The sequence below is a fragment of the Streptomyces sp. NPDC058685 genome (assembly GCF_042714725.1).
GTDB lineage: Bacteria > Actinomycetota > Actinomycetes > Streptomycetales > Streptomycetaceae > Streptomyces.
Genome location: NZ_JBHXSL010000079.1, coordinates 7,027 through 25,821, shown reverse-complemented (window position 1 = coordinate 25,821; position 18,795 = coordinate 7,027). Strand labels below are relative to the sequence as shown.

Genomic DNA, 18,795 nt, shown 5'->3' with positions numbered 1-18,795 from the left:
GCCGTCTGCCCTCCGCCCCCGCGCGCCGCGGTACGTATCCGTCGGTCCGCTCAGATGCCCTGTGCCGCGTCGAGTTCCTGGTAGTAGTGGCCGACCAGAGTCAGATACGCCAGGTCGCCGGTCTCGCTGTCCCGGGAGAACTGGGGCGCGCTCTTGATCTCGTCCCGGGTACGCCCCAGGAAGACCTTCTGCGCCTCGACGTCGATGTGGGTCACCAGGCCCGCGGGGATCAGCACGCTCTTGCCGAACACCCACACCCCCGTGTCGACGACCAGATGCTGCACACCCGTGTCGTCCTGCTGCCTGTCCACGTGTCCGACCACTCCGTCGGACGCCTCGACGACAAAACCTGTGAGGGACAGACCTGTTGAATATCCGTCGGCTGCCGAATAACTCCAGATGCTGTTCACTGCCATCTCCTGTCCCTGTTCCTGGAGGAAAAGCGGCCGGGGCCGCGCGCTGGAGGAGACCAATCCTGTACGCGCGCCCCGGCCCGCAGACCCCGGCTACCCCGTCGCGGGAAGCGCACGCTCCCCGATCACCGGGCAGGCCGGCGGCAGCGGAGGATCTCAGCCGACCCTCGTGTACGTCACATCGAAGTCCGGCGTCCAGGTCTCGCCGTCACGCGATCCCTCCCAGCCACCCCTGATCGTGCCGCCCCCGTCGTCGATGGTGGCGGTGAATCTCTGGTGGAAGCCGGGTGCTGCCCGCCACTGCCTCCACACACCGTCGTGCACGCTCGTCCGGTAGACGCGTGCGACACCCCGGCCATCGGCATACAACGTCGTGAACTCGTCGGCCGTGTCGTCGTAGCCGGTCAGCGTGACGGTGGGGAACGGCAGATGCGGACCCCACTCGGCGGGAACGGCCGAATCCGGCCCCACGTCCGCGCGTTGCACGAGAACGACCCCGCCCTCCAGCCAGGAGAACTCGGTCCGCACCGGACCGGCCCGGTGCCCGAGGGCCCACATGTCCCATGCGCCCACGAGCACGTCCAGCCGGCGCAGCGCGGAATGGGGTGTCGGTTGCCGCATCGGGATTCTCCTCGTCTCGCGATCGGTACCTGCGGGAGCGGTACCCACGAGTGGAGACCGGACCGGACGGCCGGACTCATCGCTGTCTCGGGTCCCGAGGCGATGTGCCCCGGCCAGGAAGGGTCCTGGCGCCGATGCGCCCTGGTACCGAGGCGCTGCCGGGCCCTCCGCTCGCGGCGCGGGCCCGGCACCCGAGGGGTGTCAGCAGGTGCGTCCGGTGTAGACCGCGCCGTCGATCTTCCCGGCGGATCCGAGCCAGGTGGTCCCGGGCGCCACACAGCGCTCGTAGTTGGGCCCGAAGACCTCCACCTCGACGATCACGCGGGAACCGTCGCTCGTGCAGTGCTGGTAGTAGGCGTCGGTGGACGTCTCGTAGAACCCGCAGGGGTTCATGAGGGCCGTTCCCGCGGCAGGGGCCGCGGGGGCCGCCGACGCGGTGGTGGCGCCGAGGACGAGGGCAACGGCACCGATGACGACCGACAGGGAACGGCGCATGGCCATGGATGTCTCCTACTCGAAAAGGGTGATGCCCGTAGCCGAAGGGCTCGGGTCCACAGAGAGGATCCATGATCACGAACGCAGTGCTGTTCGAACTCCCCCGAACGGCGGCAGGAGTTCACACCGTCGGGTGCCCGCTATGCCTTCGGCGGCGCGCTCACCTGCTCGCCCGGTGACAGCGCGACCTCGGCCCACACCTGCTTGCCGCCGGCGAACGGTACCGAACCCCACGCCGTGGACAGCGCCGCGACGATGAGCAGTCCGCGACCGCCGGTCGCGTCGAGGTCCAGCGTCGTCGGCCGGGCGGGGGAGCGGGGCGAGGAGTCGTTGACGGCGATCCGCAGCCGGTCCTGAGCGAGCGTCAGATCGAGGCGCACCTGCCCCTGGGTGTGCGCGATCGCGTTGGTGACCAGCTCCGAGACGATGAGCAGCGCCACATCCATCTCGTCCACCGCCTCCCAGCCGCGCAGGGTCCGGGCGGTGAAGCGGCGGGCGTGCACGATCGCGTCGGGGAGCCGCCACACCGTCCAGCGCGCCCGCTGCGGCCGTACGAGCATGCCGTCGTACCGCAGGAGCAGCACGGCCACGTCGTCGTCGCGCCGGTCGACGTTCCCGAGGAGGTCGTCGGCCGTGCGTCCCGTGTCCGACGGATCCGCGGCGCTGAGCAGCGAACGGAGGCGGTTCATACCGTCCTCGAGCGGCAGGTTCGCCGACTCGACCAGTCCGTCCGTGAGCAGCGTCAGGACCGTGCCCGGGGTCAATCCCGCCTCGGTCATGGGGAACTGAGCATCCGTCATGACGCCCAGTGGTGGACCGCCCTGGACGTTCAGCTCGTCGGTGGATCCGTCCGGGTGCCGCAACAGGGGCTGGAGATGGCCCGCCCGAACGAAGAGGGCGATGCCCTCCTCCATGTCCAGGTCCACATAGCAGCAGGTCGCGAAGAGATCGGTCTCCATGCCGATGAGCAGCCGGTTCGCGTGGCTGACCACGACATCGGGGGGATGCCCCTCCACCGCGTACGCCCTGATGGCCGTGCGCATCTGCCCCATGATCGTGGCCGCCTCGGCACTGTGCCCCTGGACGTCTCCGATCACGAGCGCCACATGGCTGTCCGGGAGCGGAATGACGTCGTACCAGTCGCCGCCCACTTCGAGCCCGACCGTCGCGGGCAGATAGCGGGCCACCGCCTTGCCGCCCGGCAGCACCGGAAGCTTGCGGGGCAGCAGACTGCGCTGAAGCGTTCTGGCCAGCTCATGCCGGGCGTCCAGCGCGTGGGCGCGCATCAGGGCCTGGCCGACCAGACTGGCGGTCGCCGTCAGCAGGGACCGTTCCTCCGGGCCGAACCGGTGCTCCTGGTCCCAGCCCACCAGGCAGGCCCCGACCATCCTGCCGTCGGCCAGCAGCGGCAGCACGGCGAGACCGCCGGGTCCGATGTCCGCGAGTCCGGGCTCCAGATCGGCGCCGGGCAGCCACACGGAGACCGTGCCCTCGCGCAGCGCGCTCCTGAGCGTGGGCAGGGCGCTGCTCGCCGCGTCGGGCCACTCGGACCGCCACTCGGATCTCCACACCTCGGGCCAGGCGTCGGGGTCGGGCGGGTCGAGGATGGTGACGACCAGGCGGTCGGCCTCCAGCTCCGCCACGGCGACCCGGCTGGCGTCGAGCGGTGCGCGCAGGGCCGCGACCACGACCTCGCTGACATCGCGGACGGTGGTGGCGCCCGCCAGCTTGGCGGACAGCCGCTGCACACGGGACACCTCGTCGGCGTTGGGCCGCAGATAGGAGGCGTCGGCGACGACGCCCAGCATGCGCTCCGGCTTTCCCTCGGGGGAGAGCAGCATCCGGCACCTAAGGCCGAGCCAGCGGAGCTCGCCGTTGGGCCGGCGGATGCGGAAGGCCAGTTGGTGGTCCGTGGACGACGACCGCCCCGGCTCCACGATCGACATGAGAGCGGGCACATCGTCGGGGACGGCGCACGCGAGGAGCGTCTCCGCACGCCCGTCGAAGTCCTCGGCCGCGACGCCCAGCAGATCGAGGACCTGGTCGTCGGCCTTCATGTCGCCTGTCTTGAGCACCAGGGTGAAGGCGCCGCTGCGGGGCGGGAACAGTTTGGCACCCCGGCGCGGACGGACCTGCGGCTGCCGCTTCACGACCTGTGTGTCCAGCGCTTCGATCCCCGCCGCGACCTGATCCGCGTACAGCTCCAGCAGGTGCCGGCAGTCCGTGTCGAAGCCCTCCGCGGAGACACCCACGACGACGAGGCAGCCGAGTTTGCTGGTGTGCCCGCCCAGTGGCAGGGCGCCCAGCGACGTACTGCCCGGCCAGGCTTTGACGCATTCCGCGAGGACGGTGTCCGGGCCGGGCGTCGCGTCGCCCGCCCGCGCGTACTCCGCGAGCTGCGCCGGGCCGAGCCACCGGTTGCGGTCGTCGCGGAAGGCGTCGGCGACCGGCGACCGGCCGGAGAGGAAGAAGGCCTCGGGCAGCGCGCAGGTATTGCCAGGGCCTTCGACCACGTCGGCCAGGTCGAGCCGGTCGTCTTCCCCCGAGTAGAGATAAACGGCCGCGAACTCGGCCCCGCAGAAAGCAAACCCCTGCCTTGTCAAGGCTGCATCGCCTCCCAGGAAGCCGTGGCCGCGCCAAAGGTTCGTGGCGTAGAGATACCCGTTTGGCCGAGATCGAGCCCTCGCCGTAAGCGCCTCACTCTATGCCGCAATGTTCGTGGTGGAAGGGCCGAACGAGCAGCTCTGTGATGACCGGTCATCAGAATATGACCTCTGTGGTCGGAAACGGACAGGCGGCCGGACAGGTGTGCGACGTTCAGGGGGTGAGAGGGTCGCTTCTCCATTGCTGTGTCGCGTCGGACGACGGCGGGACCGCCGGTTTGAGGACCACCGCGGTGTACGCCGTCCGGTCGACCGGGACCACCGCGAGCCCCTGCTCCTCGCGGGGTACGAGCAGGCCGTCGGGCGACAGATCGAAGGGCGAGGCCGGTTCGTCGCCGGTCAGGGTGCTGCACGGCGAGAGCTGAAGCCGGAACGAGGTTCGGTGGAACGCCAGGCACAGGTCGTCCGTCCCGGCATTGCGCAGCAGACCGGACGCGTCGAACCGCCAGCGTTGCGTGGGCTGCGTCGAGCAGGGCGCGGTGACGGCCGTCGCCCCGGATGTCGCAGGGGAACGCGCGTCGAGGCACAGACTGGTCGCGGCGTTGCGGAAGCGGGCGGACGGGGCGGCGGAGGGACCGGGGGCCGGGGTCGCGGACGGGGGTGCGGACGGAGGCGGGGAGGCCGCGGACGGTGAGTCGGCCGGGAAGAGGAAGAAGCCGGCCGCGAGGGCCGCGATGACAACGTTTCCGGCGACCACGAGCGCGAGGACCGGACGCTGCCGGACCTGCCGCAGGACCGGATTCGCCCGCGAGCCGGGTGTCCGGTGCCGGCCGTGCTCCGGGAGCGGGTCGCCGGTGGGGACGGCCCCGCCCGTGGTGCCCGGGCCGGCCCGCCGGGCGGCCAGATAGGCGTCCGCGCCGAACTCCAGCACCGCCCCGGCGAGGAGCCGGCGCAACCGGTCACCGGAGTGGTCGAACTGATCCGCGGCGCGGCGGCAGAAGGCGCAGCTGTCCAGGTGCTCCTGGAGATCGGCCATCATCGGCACCCCGGGACGGCTCGTGTAGACGTCGAGGAGCCGGTTGTACCTGCGGCAGTAGTCACCGCCCAGATTGAGATGGGCCTGCTGGCACGCCGTGCGCAGAAGCACCCGGTCGCGCTGGAGTTCCACCCGGGCCGCGGCCGGGTTCGGGCTGCCGATGACGGCGGACGTGCCGATGTCCTCCGCCTCCACCTCCGCGTGCCACAGACGTGCCTGCGCTCGTTCCGGCAGTGCGGCGAACGCACGTCGCACGAGGTTGGTGTGCTCAGGACGGGACGGCGACCCCGCCTTGTCGCCGTGCAGTTCGCGCAAGCCCGGCTGGAGGGTGAATCTGCGCTCGTCGCCGCCCCATTCGCCGGCCGTCTGGAGGACGGCGGTCAGCAGCCGGATGCGCCACGGACTCGCGGGACCCGGGACATCGGAGCCGGGTGTGGCGGGGGAGAGGTCGCCGATGGTGCGGAGGAATGCGCCGCCGGCGAGTTTCTTCGCGCTCTCGGGAGAAACGGTGCAGATCGACGCGTAGTCGAGAACCGCCCGCCAATGGTGGGCCAGAAGGCTGGAGACGGATATCCCATTCGTCTGCGCCTTTTCCGAGGCAAGGGGAGGATTCTCGTCCGGAATCGGAGATTCGCCCCCGGAGGAGGCGGATGGTCGCGGAAATTCTTTCACCCTTGCGCCCCCATTGGTCTGTACTATTGCCCGGCGCGGAGGAAAGCAGCGGACCGGCCTGGGTGGGGCCTTGGTCGGGGATGGGCTGCTCCGCCGTCCGAGCTGCGCTTACTGCGTGGCTCGTGGGCACAGAGTGCACTACATCGCGCGCCCGGGCAATCCCGACCTTGACGCCGCGCCGGAATTGTGGTGTTCCCGGCTCCATCCCTTTTGTCGAGCTGACCCGGGAGTAGCAATTTGTGGTCCGATGTTTGGGAGTGCCAGCTTGTTGAGAACGAAACCATCGCGTTCTGTGAATTGCCTCACCGGTAAAGATCCGGCCACCATTGGCGATGATTGTCACATGCAGATAAGTGCCTCATCGAGATGCGTGGATGATCCTGTCACTCGTGCGAGTGAACAATGAGGCACAGAGATGCGATTGAGGCCCGTCGGAGCTATAAGGCCAGACGCTCGGGACGCGGTACGTGTGCCCTTGGACACAAGCCCCCGGAAGGCGGCGGCCTCTGACGGGCTGTCATCGCTCGGCGACCGATCCTGCCCAGGTCGGAGGACTGCGACGGGCCTTTCGAGCCCACCGGGAATCTCCGCTTGACCCCGCTCCACCGCCCGATCCGCGGCTCGCGCGCCGCAATCACCGCGCAGACCTCCCTGCCGGTGCCGCAGGCTCGGGCAGTGGGTGAGCCCGGAGGGGCGAAACCGGTCCGGCCAACAGAACCATTGCGCTTGTGCCGGTCTCGGTCAGGGCGGATTCTGGAGGCAATGAATCGGGCTGGTGTGGCGCCATGAGCGATGGGAATGCGACGAAGGGTCCCGACTTCCGTGGTCCGCTCGACGTCACCCGAGCAGCCACGGCGGTTCTCGATGCCCAGGACACCGTCGTCGGATGGAGCCGCGCGGCCGAGGAGCTCCTGGGGTACACCCAGGACGAGATCATCGGCCGTCCCCTGGACACCTTTCTGTCGCCGCGGCACCCCGCCGAGGTCCCCGCCGCCGAGTCCGGACCCGGTCCCGGCCCAGGCCCCCGTCCCGGTACTCCCAGCGGCACCGAGATCCGTGTCGCCCGGCACCGCGACGGCCGCAGCCTGATGGTCGCCACCGCCGTCTGCACGCTGCCCGGCGGCGGCCCTGCGGCCCGGGTACTGGTCGCGACCGAGCTGGAGCAGCTGCGGCTCTGGGAGTCCAGGCTGGCGCTGCTCCAGGGCCTCGCCACCCAGTCGCCCGTGGGCCTCGGCATCTACGACACGGAGCTGCGCCTCACCTGGTGCAACGCCGCCTACGAACGCGAGATAGGGCTGCCGTTCGCCGAGTTCCGCGGCCTGCGGGCGGATGAGTTGTACTCGGAGGGCAGGTTCATCACCGAGGGTGATCCGCACACCCTCGACGAGGTCATGCACCACGTCCTCGACACCGGTGAACCGATCCTCGATCTCCACTTCCGTGGTCAGCCGCCCAGCGACCCCGGACAGGAGCACCTCTGGTCCTGCTCGTACTACCGACTCCAGGACGCCGACGGGCACGTCTTCGGCGTCTGCGAGGACGCCTTCGACATCTCCGACCGCTACGAGGCGCAGCAGCGGCTGGCCCTGCTCGTGGAGGCCGGGCGCAGCATCGGGACCGTGCTCGACGTGGTCCGTACCGCCGAGGAGGTCACCGAAGTGGCGGTGCCGGAATTCGCCGACACCGTCACCGTCGACCTGGCGGCCGGCGTCCTGGAGGGCGAGGAGCAGGGTCCGGGCGGTTCGGCGGCCACTGCTCTCGTGCGGGTCGCCGCCCGGCCCGAGCCGACCTTCGGTCCCGACGACCCGGCGCGGAAGAAGCCGCCGGCGCCGGTCGAGTATCCGCCCGGGTCCCTCCAGGTCCGCAGCCTCTCCTCCGGTGGACTCGTGCTCGAGGACAACACTCTGGTCGTGCCGTTGCGGGCCGGGGGAAGCGTGCTCGGTCTGGTCACCTTTGCCCGGCAGTCGCCCTCGGCGGCCTTCGACCGCGGCGAAGTCGCCCTGGCGGACGAGCTCGCGGCCCGTACGGCCGTGTCCATCGACAACGCCCGGCGCTTCACCCGGGAACGCAGGGCTTCTCTCGCTCTCCAGCGTCAGCTGCTGCCGCAGCATCTGCCGCAGCAGTCGGCCGTCGACCTCGCGTACCGCTATCTGCCCACCGACGACGTGACCGGAGTCGGAGGCGACTGGTTCGATGTCATCGCGCTGTCCGGCAGCCGGGTCGGGCTGGTGGTCGGTGACGTGGTCGGGCACGGCCTCCAGGCGGCGGCCACCATGGGACGCCTGCGGACGACGGTGCGCGCGCTCGCCCAACTGGACCTGACACCGGACGAGTTGCTGACCCGGGTCGATGACCTGGTGGGCCAGTCCGCCGACGAGCCGTCCGCGGGGGCCGGCGCGCAGGACCCTCCGCACGACGATGCCACGGGAGCGACCTGCCTCTACGCCGTCTACGACCCGGTCACCCGGCGATGCACCATGGCTCGCGCGGGACATCTGCCGCCCGCGATCGTGGAGCCCGGCGGAAGCGTCTCGTTTCCCGCGCTGCCGGCCGGTCCGCCGCTGGGTCTCGGAGGCCTGCCGTTCGAGTCCATCGACATCGAACTCCCGGTGGGCAGCCTGCTGGCACTGTTCACCGACGGTCTCATCGAGTCACGCGACCGCGACATCGACCAGGGACTCGACGCTCTGGGACGGGTGCTCGGTGAACCCCGGGGGAGTCTCGACGAGCTCTGCGACCGTGCCCTGTCCGAGCTCCTGCCGGGCGGTACGACGGCCGACGACACCGCGCTGCTGCTCGTCCGCACCCGTGAACTCGAGCCCGGGAAGGTCGTCGACTGGGAACTCCCGGCGGAGGCCGTCGCGGTGGGCCACGCCCGCGGGCTCGCCGCCGAACAGCTTCAGGCATGGGGCCTCGACGAGCTGGTGTTCTCGACCGAGCTCGTCGTCAGCGAGTTGGTCACCAACGCCATCAGGCACGCGGAGGGGCCGCTGCATCTGCGGCTCATCCTCGACCGTTCGCTGCTGTGCGAAGTCGCCGACACGGGTCACACCTCGCCCCATCTGCGGCACAGCGCCGAGGACGACGAAGGCGGGCGCGGACTGTTCATCGTCGCCCAGCTCGTCCACCGGTGGGGCACGCGCTACACCCCGTCCGGCAAGACGATCTGGACGGAGCAGCCCTTCCCGTCCGACGGCTGACATCACGTCGGACGGCATGGCGCGGGTGGCGTGAGAGGGCCGTGAGCAGGGTGAGGGCCGTTCGGCGGGAGCGGTGCGGCAAAGTGCCCGCAGCGCGCGACTGCCTCCGGCCTTCCGGGGAACCCGGAGCCCGTGAAGACACTTACTCGAGCTCCTGAGAAGCAGCACCCCACGGGGCGCTCGCCGGTGCCGTGGTGGGTGAAGGTACCCGTCGCCCTGCTGGTCGTCCTGGTCCTGTTCGCGCTCGCCGGACGCTTCAGCCTGGTGCCCGGCCTCGATGACGTCTTCGGCGAGGAGACGAAGGACCGTTCGGGTCCTGCCGTACTCAAATCCATTCAGGACATGAACCGTTACGAGGGCGCCGCCGGCAACTTCCAGATCGTCGTGGACCTGGAGAAGGACGCCAAGTTCCTGCCGGACGCGATCCGGGGCACCCGCACCCTGTACGTCGGCGCGGGCACGGTGAGCGCGTACGTCGATCTGAACCGGCTCGGCGACAAGAGCGTGACCGTCAACGAGGACCGCACCGAGGCCACACTGCGTCTGCCGCACGCCCGGCTCGGCACCCCGGCCCTGAACGCGGACCGTTCGTACGCCGTCTCCAAGCAGCGCGGACTCCTCGACAGGCTGGGGGACCTCTTCTCCGACAATCCGGCCGACGAGAGGGCCGTCCACCGGCTCGCCGCCCAGCGCATCGGTGAGGCCGCCAAGGAAAGCGAGCTGACCGAACGCGCCGAGAAGAACACGACGGCCATGCTGCAGGGCCTGCTGCGCTCCCTCGGCTTCCGCCAGGTGACCGTGACGTACGCCTGACGCATCCGATCCGTGCCGCCGCCCGACGCTCGCGCGCCGGGCGGCGGAGCGTTGAACTCCTCGACGGGGGCGGAGCGTTGAACTCGTCGACGGAGGCGGAGCGTTGGACTCCCGGCTCACCGCCGCCGGCAGTACTGCCGGGCGAGCGCGCGGAACGACTCCTTCGGCTCCCAGTGCCAGTCGGATGCCGGGTCGTCGGGCCTGTCCCTGATCGCCTTGACGATGCTGTACGAGGCCATGTCGAGGTCGTGGCGCGGCTCCGGCCGGTGCGGGGGTGGATCCGGGCGCCCTGCCGCCGCAGACGCTCGGCGTGCCTGCCCGCCTCCGCCACATGCTCCAGGATGTCGGCCTCGGGCCGGTCCCCCAGGGTGGGTTGGAGCCATACATGCAGTCCTCGCTCGACGGCCTCGGTGGCGGTCGCGGTGAGCCGGTCGTGCCGACGCCCCCGATCAGCACCGAGCTCGCATGCAGGTCGTTCCTGATCGCCCGCATGTCGTGCCGCATCCGTGCGGTACTCCAGGCGGTCCCCGGAGTCTTGCCTTCACCGACCTCGTAGCAGACGCCCCGGTGGGTCAGGCCGCGCTTTCTGCTCTGCTCGCCCCGGGCCTCCGGCGCCGCCGCTGCCCCTGCCGCCGGGAGCAGTCCGGCCGCTGCGAGCCCCGCGGCCCCCGCCCCGGCCGGAAACCGAGCCCGGCTCATCCCCTTGTCACGCACCGTGTCTCCCCGCCTCTTCGTCCACCGGTCGCGGTGCCACGGTCGGGTGACATCGCCGTTCCCGAGTCTGGGTCGGGGTGACGGTGTCCGGTGTCCGGCGAAGGTCTCCGCGACGGCGCCGAAGGGATGAACCGCGGTGGGCGATCGGCGACTCGGGTCAGGGGAAACTCAGGGGAAACAAGGCCCTACGGCGTGGTCCGAGGGCTGTCGGCAGAGACGTGACGCCGCTATGTCGACCGGCCGGGCGAGACGATCTCGTCCAGCACCTTCCGGACCGTCTCGAAAGCGGATCCGTACACCTCCGCGCGACGCGACCCGTCCGGATCGCCGCCCTGCAACTCGCCGGTCCGGGCTTTCCACGACTCTTCTTCCCGGCCAGCCCAGTCACGCGCTCGCTGGATTCGGCGCAACAGCTCGTCTGAGTCCACAACGTCCATAGGTCACGCCTACCCACTCGCGGCGTCCGTGTGCGGTGGGATGTCACTTCGGTGCTCCGCGCGTGTGTCCGACGGCACCGGTGACCACTGCCGGGCGCTGCGCGCGTGGCGTCCGGCGTCGGGTGTCAGACGACGGCGGACGCCACGGACACGCTGGTCAGGCGCTCGGCCTCGGCCCACAGGCGGGCGTTGGTCACGGGGTCCAGGGCTCGTCGGGTGACACGTGCCGGGCCGGTCGGGCCGACGAGACCGAACCGTGCGCTGGGACCGTAGTAGCCGTTCGCCACCGCTTCCGGACCGGTCGCCGCGTACAGCAGCGGTTCCGCGCCCTGCTCGACACCCTGCTTGGGCAGGAAGTCGATGGCGCTGACCAGCGCGTGCAGCCGGGAGGGCTTGCCGCGGCCGAGGCTCGCGCCGGCGGTCTGGAGATTGGTCGTGGTGTACCCGGGGTGGGCGGCGGTGCTCAGCAGGTTCCACCCGCGCTCAGCGGCGACCGCCGTGAGCTGCTGGGCCATGATCAGGTCGGCCAGCTTGGACTGGGCGTAGGCGAGATTGGGGCTGTAGCGCCGGTTCTCCCACTGGAGATCGCCGAAGTGGATCCGGCCGTAGTTGGCCGTGCCGCTGCTCATGGTGGCCACGCGCGGGGCCGGGGCGGCGAGCAGCAGCGGCAGGAGCCGAAGGGTCAGGGCGAAGGGGCCGAGGAAGTTGCTCGCCAGTTGCAGTTCGAAGCCGTCGGCGGTGGTCATGCGGGTGGGCGGCGCCATGACACCGGCATTGTTCACGAGCAGGTCGAGGGGTGTGCCGTCGGCGATGAGCCCGTCGGCGAACTCCTTCACCGAGTCCAGATCGGCCAGGTCGATGCGGCGTACTTCGAGCCGGGCGTGGGGGTGCCGGGCCACGATCTCGTCGCGGGCCTGCTCGCCCTTGGAGACGGTGCGGACGGCGAGGACGACGCGGGCTCCGGCGTCGGCGAGACGGCGTGCGGTCTCCTTGCCCGTACCGCTGTTGGCGCCGGTGACGACGGCGAACTTTCCGGTCTGGTCAGGGACGGCGTACATGGTGGCTCCTGGGGGTGGGCAGGCGTCCCGACGGTTAGTAGACCGCCGGTCTGTTGTATTCCGAAGCTAGCAGACCGGCGGTCCGATAACAAGAGACCGGGGGTCTGTAGCATGTTGGTCATGGCAACGACATTCCAGCGCGCCCGGAACGAGGAGCAACGCGCCCAGCGCCGCAAGGCGATCCTGGACACGGCGGCCGCCATGCTCACCGAGATGCCGGTGGCGCAGGTGAGCCTGAACGAACTGAGCCGCCGCGTCGGTCTGGCGAAGTCGAACGTGCTGCGCTACTTCGAGTCCCGCGAGGCCGTTCTCCTCGAACTGCTGGACGCCGCGTGCCAGGAGCTGGTCGAGCACCTGCGCACCACGCTGCCTGACGCTCTCGACGCCGCCGCGCCCGTCACCGAACGGGGTGACCGGATCGCCGCCGTCATCGCGTCCGCGCTGGGCGAGCGCCCCGTGCTGTGCGACCTGATCGGTGCTCAGGCCGCGGTGCTGGAGCGCAATGTCTCCCCGCAGGTCGCCGCGGAGTACAAGCGCTCGGCCATCGCCGGCGTCGTCGCCATGGCCGAACTGGTCCGCGCTCATCTGCCCGAACTCGGCGAGAACGACGCCGTGCGCTTCACCGGCGGCATGATCATGGTGACCGGTGCCGTCTGGACGCACGCCCATCCGTCGGCGGCGATGCTCGCTGCCTACGAGGCGGACCCGGCCCTCGCCGCCCTGCGCCTCGACTTCCCGTCCACGCTGCGCCAGATGCTCGAAGTGCTCCTGTCGGGACTGCTGGCCCGAGCCGGCGGCTGACCCGGGACCCGCGTGCCCGGCTCCGCGAGTCACGAGGTCCGGCACGGCCGGAACGGGGGCAGGGTGGAAGGATGCGACTGCTGCTGACCGCCGACACCCACGTGCCCCGGCGCGCCAGGCATCTCCCTGCCGAGTTGCTGGAGCGGATCGACGAGGCGGATGCGGTGCTCCATGCCGGCGACTGGGTCGACAGCGCGACACTCGACCTGCTCGAGGCCCGCTCGTCCCGGCTCCTCGCGGTGTACGGCAACAACGACGGCCCCGAACTGCGGGCCCGTCTGCCGGAAGTGGCGCGGGCCGAGCTCGGCGGTCTGCGCTTCGGCGTGATCCATGAGACCGGCCAGGCCAAGGGGCGGGAGCAGCGGTGCGAGGAGCGATTTCCCGATCTCGACGTGCTGGTGTTCGGGCACAGCCACATTCCCTGGGACACGACCGCTCCGGGCGGACTGCGGCTGCTGAACCCCGGTTCGCCGACAGACCGGCGACGTCAGCCGTACCGCACCTTCATGACCGTGGACGTGGCCGAGGGGCGGCTGTCCGATATCCGCCTGCACCGCCTGTGACCTGCAAAGCCGGATCGGGGGAGTGGGCGGGCCCCGGCGCCGGCCGCACTCCGAGCGGTGGGTAGTTTGGAGCTCGTCCGAACTCCGCGGGATGCCCGGAGTCCGGTATCGACCACACTCCCCGGGAGATGCCCGTGTCCGTCCGACCGCGCCTGCTCTTCGTCACCGACCTCGCCTACCCGGCGCGGGGCCGCCGCTACTGCGACGAGGACATCTTCCTGACCTCCCGGCTGCGCGAGGATTTCGACCTCGCCCTGTGCCACCCGGGGGAGACGCTCGCCCTGATGGACGGCTTCGACGCGGTCGTGGTGCGCAACAGCGGCCCTGTCCTGCACTACCAGGACGCCTACGACGCCTTCCGCGACCGGGCCACGTCGTGGGGAATCCCCGTCTACAACCCGCTCTCCGGCAGGGGAGACATGGCCGGCAAGCAGTATCTGCTGGATCTGACCGCTGACGGTCACCCCGTCATACCCACCGTCGACCGGCTCGCGGACCTCGACGTACTTCCGGCGGCGCAGCAGTACGCGGTCAAGCCCAAGGCCGGCGCCGACTCGATCGGGCTGGAGTTCGTCACCCGCGAGCGTCTGCCGCACCTCACCTACGGTGATGTGCTCGTCCAGCCGCGGATCGACTTCCGCTACGAGGTGTCCTTCTACTTCGTCGACGACGCATTCCAGTACGCGTTGTACGCCCCCGACCCCGAGCGGCGGTGGGTGCTCGAACCGTACGAGCCGACCGGGGTGGATCTCGACTTCGCCCGGCGCTTCATCGACTGGAACACCATCACGTCGGGCATCCAGCGCGTCGACGCCTGCCGCGCCCCCGACGGCGAACTCCTGCTCGTGGAGCTGGAGGACCTCAACCCGTATCTCTCACTCGACCTGGTGGCCGACGAGACCCGTCAGAACTTCGTCGCGGCGATGAAGGCGTCGATTCACCGCTTCCTCGACATGGCCGGGCGGCTCTGAGCCAAGGACTGTGACGGGACGGCCCTCAGGAGCTCCGAGTTCCGGGCCGCGGTGCGAGCAGTTCGTCCAGTTCCGCCGCGAAGAGCAGGGCGGGGTCGAAGTCCATGCCGGCGAACTGGCCCGCGAGTTCCAGTGACAGGACGCCGTGCAGACGGGTCCACAGCGTCAGGAACCGGTGGAGAGCCCCCGGCGGGGCGGGGTGGCCGGCGGCCCAGTCCCGGTGGTCCTCCAGGTGGCCGGCGAACGATGTCCCCGCATCGTCCGCGGCGAGCGCCGCGCACGCGTCGACGAGCGTCGTCATGATCTCGGAGGAGATCGCGGTGATGTCCTCGGGCGCGTGGTAGCCGGGGATGGGCGTGCCGTAGATGAGGAAGTACCGCTGCGGGTCCGCCAGTGCCCAGCTGCGCAGGGAGTGTGCCAGGCCCGCGAGATCGGCGCCGGCGTCGGAGGCCGCGCGGAGGGTGTCGGCCAGGCTCCGGTACGCCTCCCGGACGAGCTCGGTGATCAGGTCGTCGCGGCCGGCGAAGTAGCGGTACAGCGCCGGTCCGCTCATGCCCATCTGCTTGGCGATCGCATTGAGGGAGAGCGCGGACGCCCCCGCCGTGGCGATCTGCTCCCAGGCGCGTTCCGTGATCTCCGCCCGCACCTGAGTCCGATAGCGCTCCCGCGGAGTGTTCGCGCCCGTCGCCGCCATGGCCTGCCACCGTCCCGACCCATTGGTCTACAGCCTCAAAATTTCGTTAGAGGTTATCACTCAACCGATTGACCGGCCGCTTCGTGAGGAGTTATAACTTCTAACGAACGCATGAGCCTCTTGCGCGGCGCGGCTGTGACTGCAGTTGCGTGACACGCCAACCGGCAGTGCTCACCCCCTTCCGACAGAGGAGAACTCCATGTCCGGCTTCCGCAGCACCGGCAGTCGCGCCGCCCTCTACGCCGTCCCGCTCGTCCTCGGGCTCCTCGGCGAGGCGGCAGCACCCGCCGGGGCAGCCGCCTCGCACACCCACCCGGACAGGTCCGTCACCTGCCGCGGAAAGGGCGTCGACCCCGACGCTCTCGTCCGTCACCGCACCGAGGTCGTGATCAACGCCCCGCTGCGCACCATCTGGCGGCTGCAGACCGACGTGGAGCGCTGGCCGTCCTGGCAGGGCCCCGTCGAGTCCGTCGAACGCCTCGACCACGGCCCGTTCCGCAAGGGTTCGGCATTCCGGTGGACGACCCCGATCCCTCCCAACCCCGCAACTCCCGCCACCAGCCTGGACATCACCTCGACCGTCCGGCAGATCAAGCACCACTCGTGCATCCGCTGGACCGGCCCCGCGGTCGGTGAAGGGCTGCAGATCGACGGCATCCACGTGTGGACCTTCACGAAGGTCAAGGGCGGCGTCCGCGTGAGCACCGACGAGACCCACACCGGCGCCCAGGTCGAGGCGGACGTCCCCACGGCGACCAAGCTGCTCGGCGCGGGTCTCGAAGCCTGGCTGCGCGAACTGAAGTCCGCCGCCGAAGCCGACGCCCTCAACCGGACGCACTGACCGGCGGGGCCCGACACGTGATCACACGCTGCGGAGCGGGAGCCGCCCACTGTCACCGGTCATCACGCCGCAACAGCGGGCGGACCGTGCCGAGTTGGAGCCCGTCGCGGCGACAGGACGCCGTGCGTGGGACGCCGCCGTCCGCTCCCTTCATGAGAGGGCCTCCCGCCGAGTGCACCGGCGCTTCGGCTCAGGCGCCGGCCAGCGCGGCGTTCGCGCGCTCCGTGACCAGGGACAGCACGCGGCCCGCGATCGCCAGGTCCTCGGCAGGAATACCGCCGTACAGCCGGGCTGCGATCTCGGCGCTCTCGGCGGAGGTGGTGTCGAACAGCTCTCGTCCGGCGTCCGTGAGCCGCACCCGGGACTCCTCGGCCAGGTCCTCCTCCAGCAGCTTCGCGGCCGTCATCTCCTCGATCACACCGCGCGTGAGCGACTCGTCGGTCTTCAGCGACCCGGTGACGTCGGCCACGAGCCGGTCACGGTCGACGGATTCGCCCGCGGCCACGAGGGCCCGGAGCGTGACGCTTTGGTGGAATGTGACGCCGTGGCGTGCCAGTACGCCTTCCAGGAGGGCGCGCCCGGCGTAGTGCGCCAGGGCTATGACCCGGGCGTTGGCCGGGGGTGCGGTGGTGGTCGTCATGACTGCTCCGTCTCGTTCTCGGTGTGCGGATCAAGAGGTGCGTCGAGCAGGGTGGCCAGCTCGCGGGTGAACTGCCGTGTACGCGCGCTGTTCTGGCCCCCGAGCGGCTCCAGCAGCTGGTCGAGCAGACCCTGGACCACCGCGATCGCGCGGCGTGTGACGTCGAGCCCCTGCTCGGTGAGCGAGAGCTGCATGGCGCGCGGGTCGTTCGGGTCCCGGGTGCGGGCGACGAGCCCGGAGGCTTCCAGCGCGCGGGCGAGCTTGGAGACGTACAGCGCTTCGAGCCCGGTGTGGTCGGCCAGGCCGCGCTGACTGGGCTTCGATCCGGAGCGCCGCATGCCGTACAGCGACGCCATCAGCGCGTACTGCGCATGGGTCAGGCCCAGCGGCGCGACCGCCCGGTCGACGGCCACCCGCCACTTCATCGACAGACGCCAGACGAGAAACCCCGCCGTGGCGTTCTCAGTTGCTGAACTCACGAAGCAATACCGTACATGGCTACTATGTACATGGCTACTGTTTTCGGAGGGTGTGGGCCTGTGGGTGATGGTCCAGCCTGGGGGTGGCGACCCGAGGCGCCGCAGACGAAGAACCGCCTCCCCGGGCGGTGGGGAGGCGGTTCGATCGGGGGGTGGCGCGAGCCGGCGGCCGTGCGGTGGTCGGTCGCGAGGTCTCCTTCACTATGACGCAGCGGAGCCGTTCAGGTCTAGACCAGCAATTCGCTCAACTCTGCTGTTCGCGGGTGGAGTTCGGCGGGTGATTGCCGGGCGTTCCCCGGCAGTCGTTGCGCCGGCGCGCGCAAATCCGCCGCGGCCTTGTCATGGACCTGGTGATGTGGCTCGGCTACGCTCCGCCGAGGAGCGGTTGAGAGCGCTCCCACGGCAGTGCTGTTCCACCCCCACCTCGTTGGAACAACCGAAGGGCAACGCCTTGAGACGCACAACAGTTCTGCGCACCGGCATGTCCGCACTTCTCGTTCTGGGCGCCTGGGCCGGCGCCGGACTCGCCCCGGCATCCGCGGCCGCCCCTGCCCCCACCGCCGAACCGCAGGCGTCCGCCGGCCTGCTGGACGCGATGGAACGAGACCTCGGCCTGACGAAGGGCCAGGCCCGGGACCGCCTCGCGGCGGAGCGGGCCGCCACCGCCGTCGAGAGCACCGCTCGCCGCGCGGCGGGTCCGGCTTTCGGCGGTGCCTGGTTCGACGCCGGCACCGGCAAGCTCGGTGTCGCCATCACCGACCCCGCCAAGGCCGGGGCCGTCCGTGCCACCGGCGCCTCGGTTCGGCTCGTGACGTACGACGCCGCCCGGCTCGACGCGGTGAAGAAGGAGATCGACGGCCTCAAGGCGCCGGCCGGCGTGAGCAGTTGGCATGTGGATCCGCGTATCAACCGGGTCGTCGTGAACGTCGTCGCCGACCAGCAGGGCGACAACGATGTCAGGGCCTTCCTCGCCCGCGCTCGCCGAGCAGGACCCGTCCAGGTCGAAAAGACGGCTGAGGCGCCCAAGACCTTTGCCGCGGGCACCGTGGGCGGCGACCCGTACTACACCGGAAACGTCCGCTGCTCCATCGGCTTCTCCGTCCACGGCGGCTTCGTGACCGCCGGCCACTGCGGCGGAGGGGGCGCGGCGGTCCGGGGCTGGGACGGCTCCCACATCGGAAACTTCCAGGGATCGTCCTTCCCCGGCGACGACTACGCCTGGGTCAGCGTCGGCAGCGGCTGGTGGACCGTTCCCGTGGTCCTCGGCTGGGGCACCGTGCCGGACCAGCTCGTCCGCGGCTCCGCCGAGGCTCCGATAGGGGCCTCGATCTGCCGGTCCGGTTCCACCACGCACTGGCACTGCGGGGCGGTCCTCGCGAAGAACGAGACCGTGAACTACAGCCAGGGCGCCGTCCATCAGATGACGAAGACGAGCGTGTGCGCCGAACCCGGCGATTCGGGCGGCTCCTTCATCAGTGGCGACCAGGCGCAGGGCGTCACCTCCGGCGGCTGGGGCAACTGCAGCGGCGGAGGCCAGACCTGGCACCAGCCGATCAACGAGATCCTCGGCCGGTACGGGCTGCGACTGCACACGGCCTGACGGGCCGCCCCGGCGGCCGGCGCGCACTTCCTCCCCGTGCTGCGCCCGCCGCCGCCACCCCCCGCCGGGGGCGTTTTGCCCCCCGCCCGCCCCCGCCCGCCAGAGGGTGGGGGGGGGGGACCCCGCACGTAGGGGGGGGTAGTT

At 70.6% G+C, this 18,795-nt stretch carries 17 protein-coding genes; 7 read left to right on the top strand and 10 right to left on the bottom strand.

Translation table 11 applies throughout. The features are described 5' to 3' along the window. Positions 1–50 precede the first annotated feature (50 nt). The 5 genes from ACFWU3_RS34445 to ACFWU3_RS34425 form a co-directional block, all read right to left on the bottom strand. Positions 51–416, bottom strand: coding sequence for a PRC-barrel domain containing protein (locus ACFWU3_RS34445; RefSeq protein WP_384445269.1), 366 nt, complete (start codon positions 414–416; stop codon positions 51–53). Between the two features lie 153 nt (positions 417–569). Beyond that, positions 570–1,034: a hypothetical protein gene (locus ACFWU3_RS34440; RefSeq protein WP_384445268.1), complete on the bottom strand. Its 465-nt coding sequence runs from the start codon at positions 1,032–1,034 to the stop codon at positions 570–572. A gap of 201 nt (positions 1,035–1,235) precedes the next feature. Then, positions 1,236–1,535 (bottom strand): DUF6355 family natural product biosynthesis protein, encoded by a 300-nt coding sequence (locus ACFWU3_RS34435; RefSeq protein ID WP_384445266.1) that lies wholly within the window; start codon positions 1,533–1,535, stop codon positions 1,236–1,238. 134 nt (positions 1,536–1,669) lie between these two features. Then, positions 1,670–4,132 carry a SpoIIE family protein phosphatase gene (locus ACFWU3_RS34430; RefSeq protein WP_384445264.1) on the bottom strand — a complete coding sequence of 821 codons (2,463 nt, stop codon included), beginning with the start codon at positions 4,130–4,132 and terminating at the stop codon, positions 1,670–1,672. Between the two features lie 214 nt (positions 4,133–4,346). Beyond that, entirely contained in the window at positions 4,347–5,840 is a 1,494-nt protein-coding gene (locus ACFWU3_RS34425) for an RICIN domain-containing protein (RefSeq protein WP_384445262.1), read from the bottom strand. Between the two features lie 785 nt (positions 5,841–6,625). Here ACFWU3_RS34425 and ACFWU3_RS34420 point away from each other — a divergent pair. Together ACFWU3_RS34420 and ACFWU3_RS34415 are read left to right on the top strand one after the other, a co-directional pair. After that, complete coding sequence (locus tag ACFWU3_RS34420) at positions 6,626–9,040, top strand: SpoIIE family protein phosphatase (RefSeq protein WP_384445261.1); 2,415 nt, start codon at positions 6,626–6,628, stop codon at positions 9,038–9,040. Between the two features lie 132 nt (positions 9,041–9,172). Then, positions 9,173–9,853 carry a DUF4230 domain-containing protein gene (locus ACFWU3_RS34415; protein ID WP_384445259.1) on the top strand — a complete coding sequence of 227 codons (681 nt, stop codon included), beginning with the start codon at positions 9,173–9,175 and terminating at the stop codon, positions 9,851–9,853. Positions 9,854–9,969: 116 nt separating this feature from the next. Here ACFWU3_RS34415 and ACFWU3_RS34410 read toward each other — a convergent pair whose 3' ends face one another. Both ACFWU3_RS34410 and ACFWU3_RS34405 read right to left on the bottom strand, forming a co-directional pair. Then, positions 9,970–10,092 carry a hypothetical protein gene (locus tag ACFWU3_RS34410; protein ID WP_384445257.1) on the bottom strand — a complete coding sequence of 41 codons (123 nt, stop codon included), beginning with the start codon at positions 10,090–10,092 and terminating at the stop codon, positions 9,970–9,972. 1,037 nt (positions 10,093–11,129) lie between these two features. Further along, positions 11,130–12,062, bottom strand: coding sequence for an SDR family oxidoreductase (locus ACFWU3_RS34405; RefSeq protein ID WP_384445255.1), 933 nt, complete (start codon positions 12,060–12,062; stop codon positions 11,130–11,132). 120 nt (positions 12,063–12,182) lie between these two features. On the opposite strand from ACFWU3_RS34405, the gene ACFWU3_RS34400 reads away from it, so the two are divergent. The 3 genes from ACFWU3_RS34400 to ACFWU3_RS34390 all read left to right on the top strand — a co-directional run bounded on the left by ACFWU3_RS34400 (position 12,183) and on the right by ACFWU3_RS34390 (position 14,397). After that, complete coding sequence (locus tag ACFWU3_RS34400) at positions 12,183–12,863, top strand: TetR family transcriptional regulator (protein ID WP_384445253.1); 681 nt, start codon at positions 12,183–12,185, stop codon at positions 12,861–12,863. Positions 12,864–12,934: 71 nt separating this feature from the next. Next, positions 12,935–13,426: a metallophosphoesterase family protein gene (locus ACFWU3_RS34395; RefSeq protein WP_384445251.1), complete on the top strand. Its 492-nt coding sequence runs from the start codon at positions 12,935–12,937 to the stop codon at positions 13,424–13,426. A 128-nt stretch (positions 13,427–13,554) separates the two neighbouring features. Then, positions 13,555–14,397 (top strand): hypothetical protein, encoded by an 843-nt coding sequence (locus ACFWU3_RS34390; protein ID WP_384445249.1) that lies wholly within the window; start codon positions 13,555–13,557, stop codon positions 14,395–14,397. 25 nt (positions 14,398–14,422) lie between these two features. On the opposite strand, the gene ACFWU3_RS34385 is transcribed toward ACFWU3_RS34390, so the two are convergent. Continuing rightward, positions 14,423–15,091, bottom strand: a complete 669-nt coding sequence (locus tag ACFWU3_RS34385) for a TetR/AcrR family transcriptional regulator (RefSeq protein WP_384445247.1) — start codon at positions 15,089–15,091, stop codon at positions 14,423–14,425. Positions 15,092–15,290: 199 nt separating this feature from the next. On the opposite strand from ACFWU3_RS34385, the gene ACFWU3_RS34380 reads away from it, so the two are divergent. After that, the gene (locus ACFWU3_RS34380; RefSeq protein ID WP_384445245.1) at positions 15,291–15,932 is read left to right on the top strand and encodes an SRPBCC family protein; all 642 of its coding nucleotides are present in this window, start codon (positions 15,291–15,293) and stop codon (positions 15,930–15,932) included. A gap of 190 nt (positions 15,933–16,122) precedes the next feature. On the opposite strand, the gene ACFWU3_RS34375 is transcribed toward ACFWU3_RS34380, so the two are convergent. Both ACFWU3_RS34375 and ACFWU3_RS34370 read right to left on the bottom strand, forming a co-directional pair. Then, positions 16,123–16,572 carry a MarR family transcriptional regulator gene (locus ACFWU3_RS34375; protein ID WP_384445243.1) on the bottom strand — a complete coding sequence of 150 codons (450 nt, stop codon included), beginning with the start codon at positions 16,570–16,572 and terminating at the stop codon, positions 16,123–16,125. Then, positions 16,569–17,051 carry a MarR family winged helix-turn-helix transcriptional regulator gene (locus ACFWU3_RS34370; protein WP_384445240.1) on the bottom strand — a complete coding sequence of 161 codons (483 nt, stop codon included), beginning with the start codon at positions 17,049–17,051 and terminating at the stop codon, positions 16,569–16,571. The genes ACFWU3_RS34375 and ACFWU3_RS34370 overlap by 4 nt, the downstream gene beginning before the upstream one ends. A 451-nt stretch (positions 17,052–17,502) precedes the next feature. Between ACFWU3_RS34370 and ACFWU3_RS34365 the strand changes: the two genes are divergently transcribed. Next, positions 17,503–18,651 carry a S1 family peptidase gene (locus ACFWU3_RS34365; protein ID WP_384445238.1) on the top strand — a complete coding sequence of 383 codons (1,149 nt, stop codon included), beginning with the start codon at positions 17,503–17,505 and terminating at the stop codon, positions 18,649–18,651. Positions 18,652–18,795 lie beyond the last annotated feature (144 nt).

Coding starts and splice junctions, on each gene's coding strand:
- ACFWU3_RS34440 (WP_384445268.1), bottom strand. CDS start 1,034: ATGCGGCAACCGACACCCCATTCCGCGCTGCGCCGGCTGGACGTGCTC.
- ACFWU3_RS34385 (WP_384445247.1), bottom strand. CDS start 15,091: ATGGCGGCGACGGGCGCGAACACTCCGCGGGAGCGCTATCGGACTCAG.
- ACFWU3_RS34400 (WP_384445253.1), top strand. CDS start 12,183: ATGGCAACGACATTCCAGCGCGCCCGGAACGAGGAGCAACGCGCCCAG.
- ACFWU3_RS34435 (WP_384445266.1), bottom strand. CDS start 1,535: ATGGCCATGCGCCGTTCCCTGTCGGTCGTCATCGGTGCCGTTGCCCTC.
- ACFWU3_RS34395 (WP_384445251.1), top strand. CDS start 12,935: ATGCGACTGCTGCTGACCGCCGACACCCACGTGCCCCGGCGCGCCAGG.
- ACFWU3_RS34405 (WP_384445255.1), bottom strand. CDS start 12,062: ATGTACGCCGTCCCTGACCAGACCGGAAAGTTCGCCGTCGTCACCGGC.
- ACFWU3_RS34375 (WP_384445243.1), bottom strand. CDS start 16,572: ATGACGACCACCACCGCACCCCCGGCCAACGCCCGGGTCATAGCCCTG.
- ACFWU3_RS34410 (WP_384445257.1), bottom strand. CDS start 10,092: ATGGCCTCGTACAGCATCGTCAAGGCGATCAGGGACAGGCCCGACGAC.
- ACFWU3_RS34445 (WP_384445269.1), bottom strand. CDS start 416: ATGGCAGTGAACAGCATCTGGAGTTATTCGGCAGCCGACGGATATTCA.
- ACFWU3_RS34420 (WP_384445261.1), top strand. CDS start 6,626: ATGAGCGATGGGAATGCGACGAAGGGTCCCGACTTCCGTGGTCCGCTC.
- ACFWU3_RS34380 (WP_384445245.1), top strand. CDS start 15,291: ATGTCCGGCTTCCGCAGCACCGGCAGTCGCGCCGCCCTCTACGCCGTC.
- ACFWU3_RS34390 (WP_384445249.1), top strand. CDS start 13,555: ATGCCCGTGTCCGTCCGACCGCGCCTGCTCTTCGTCACCGACCTCGCC.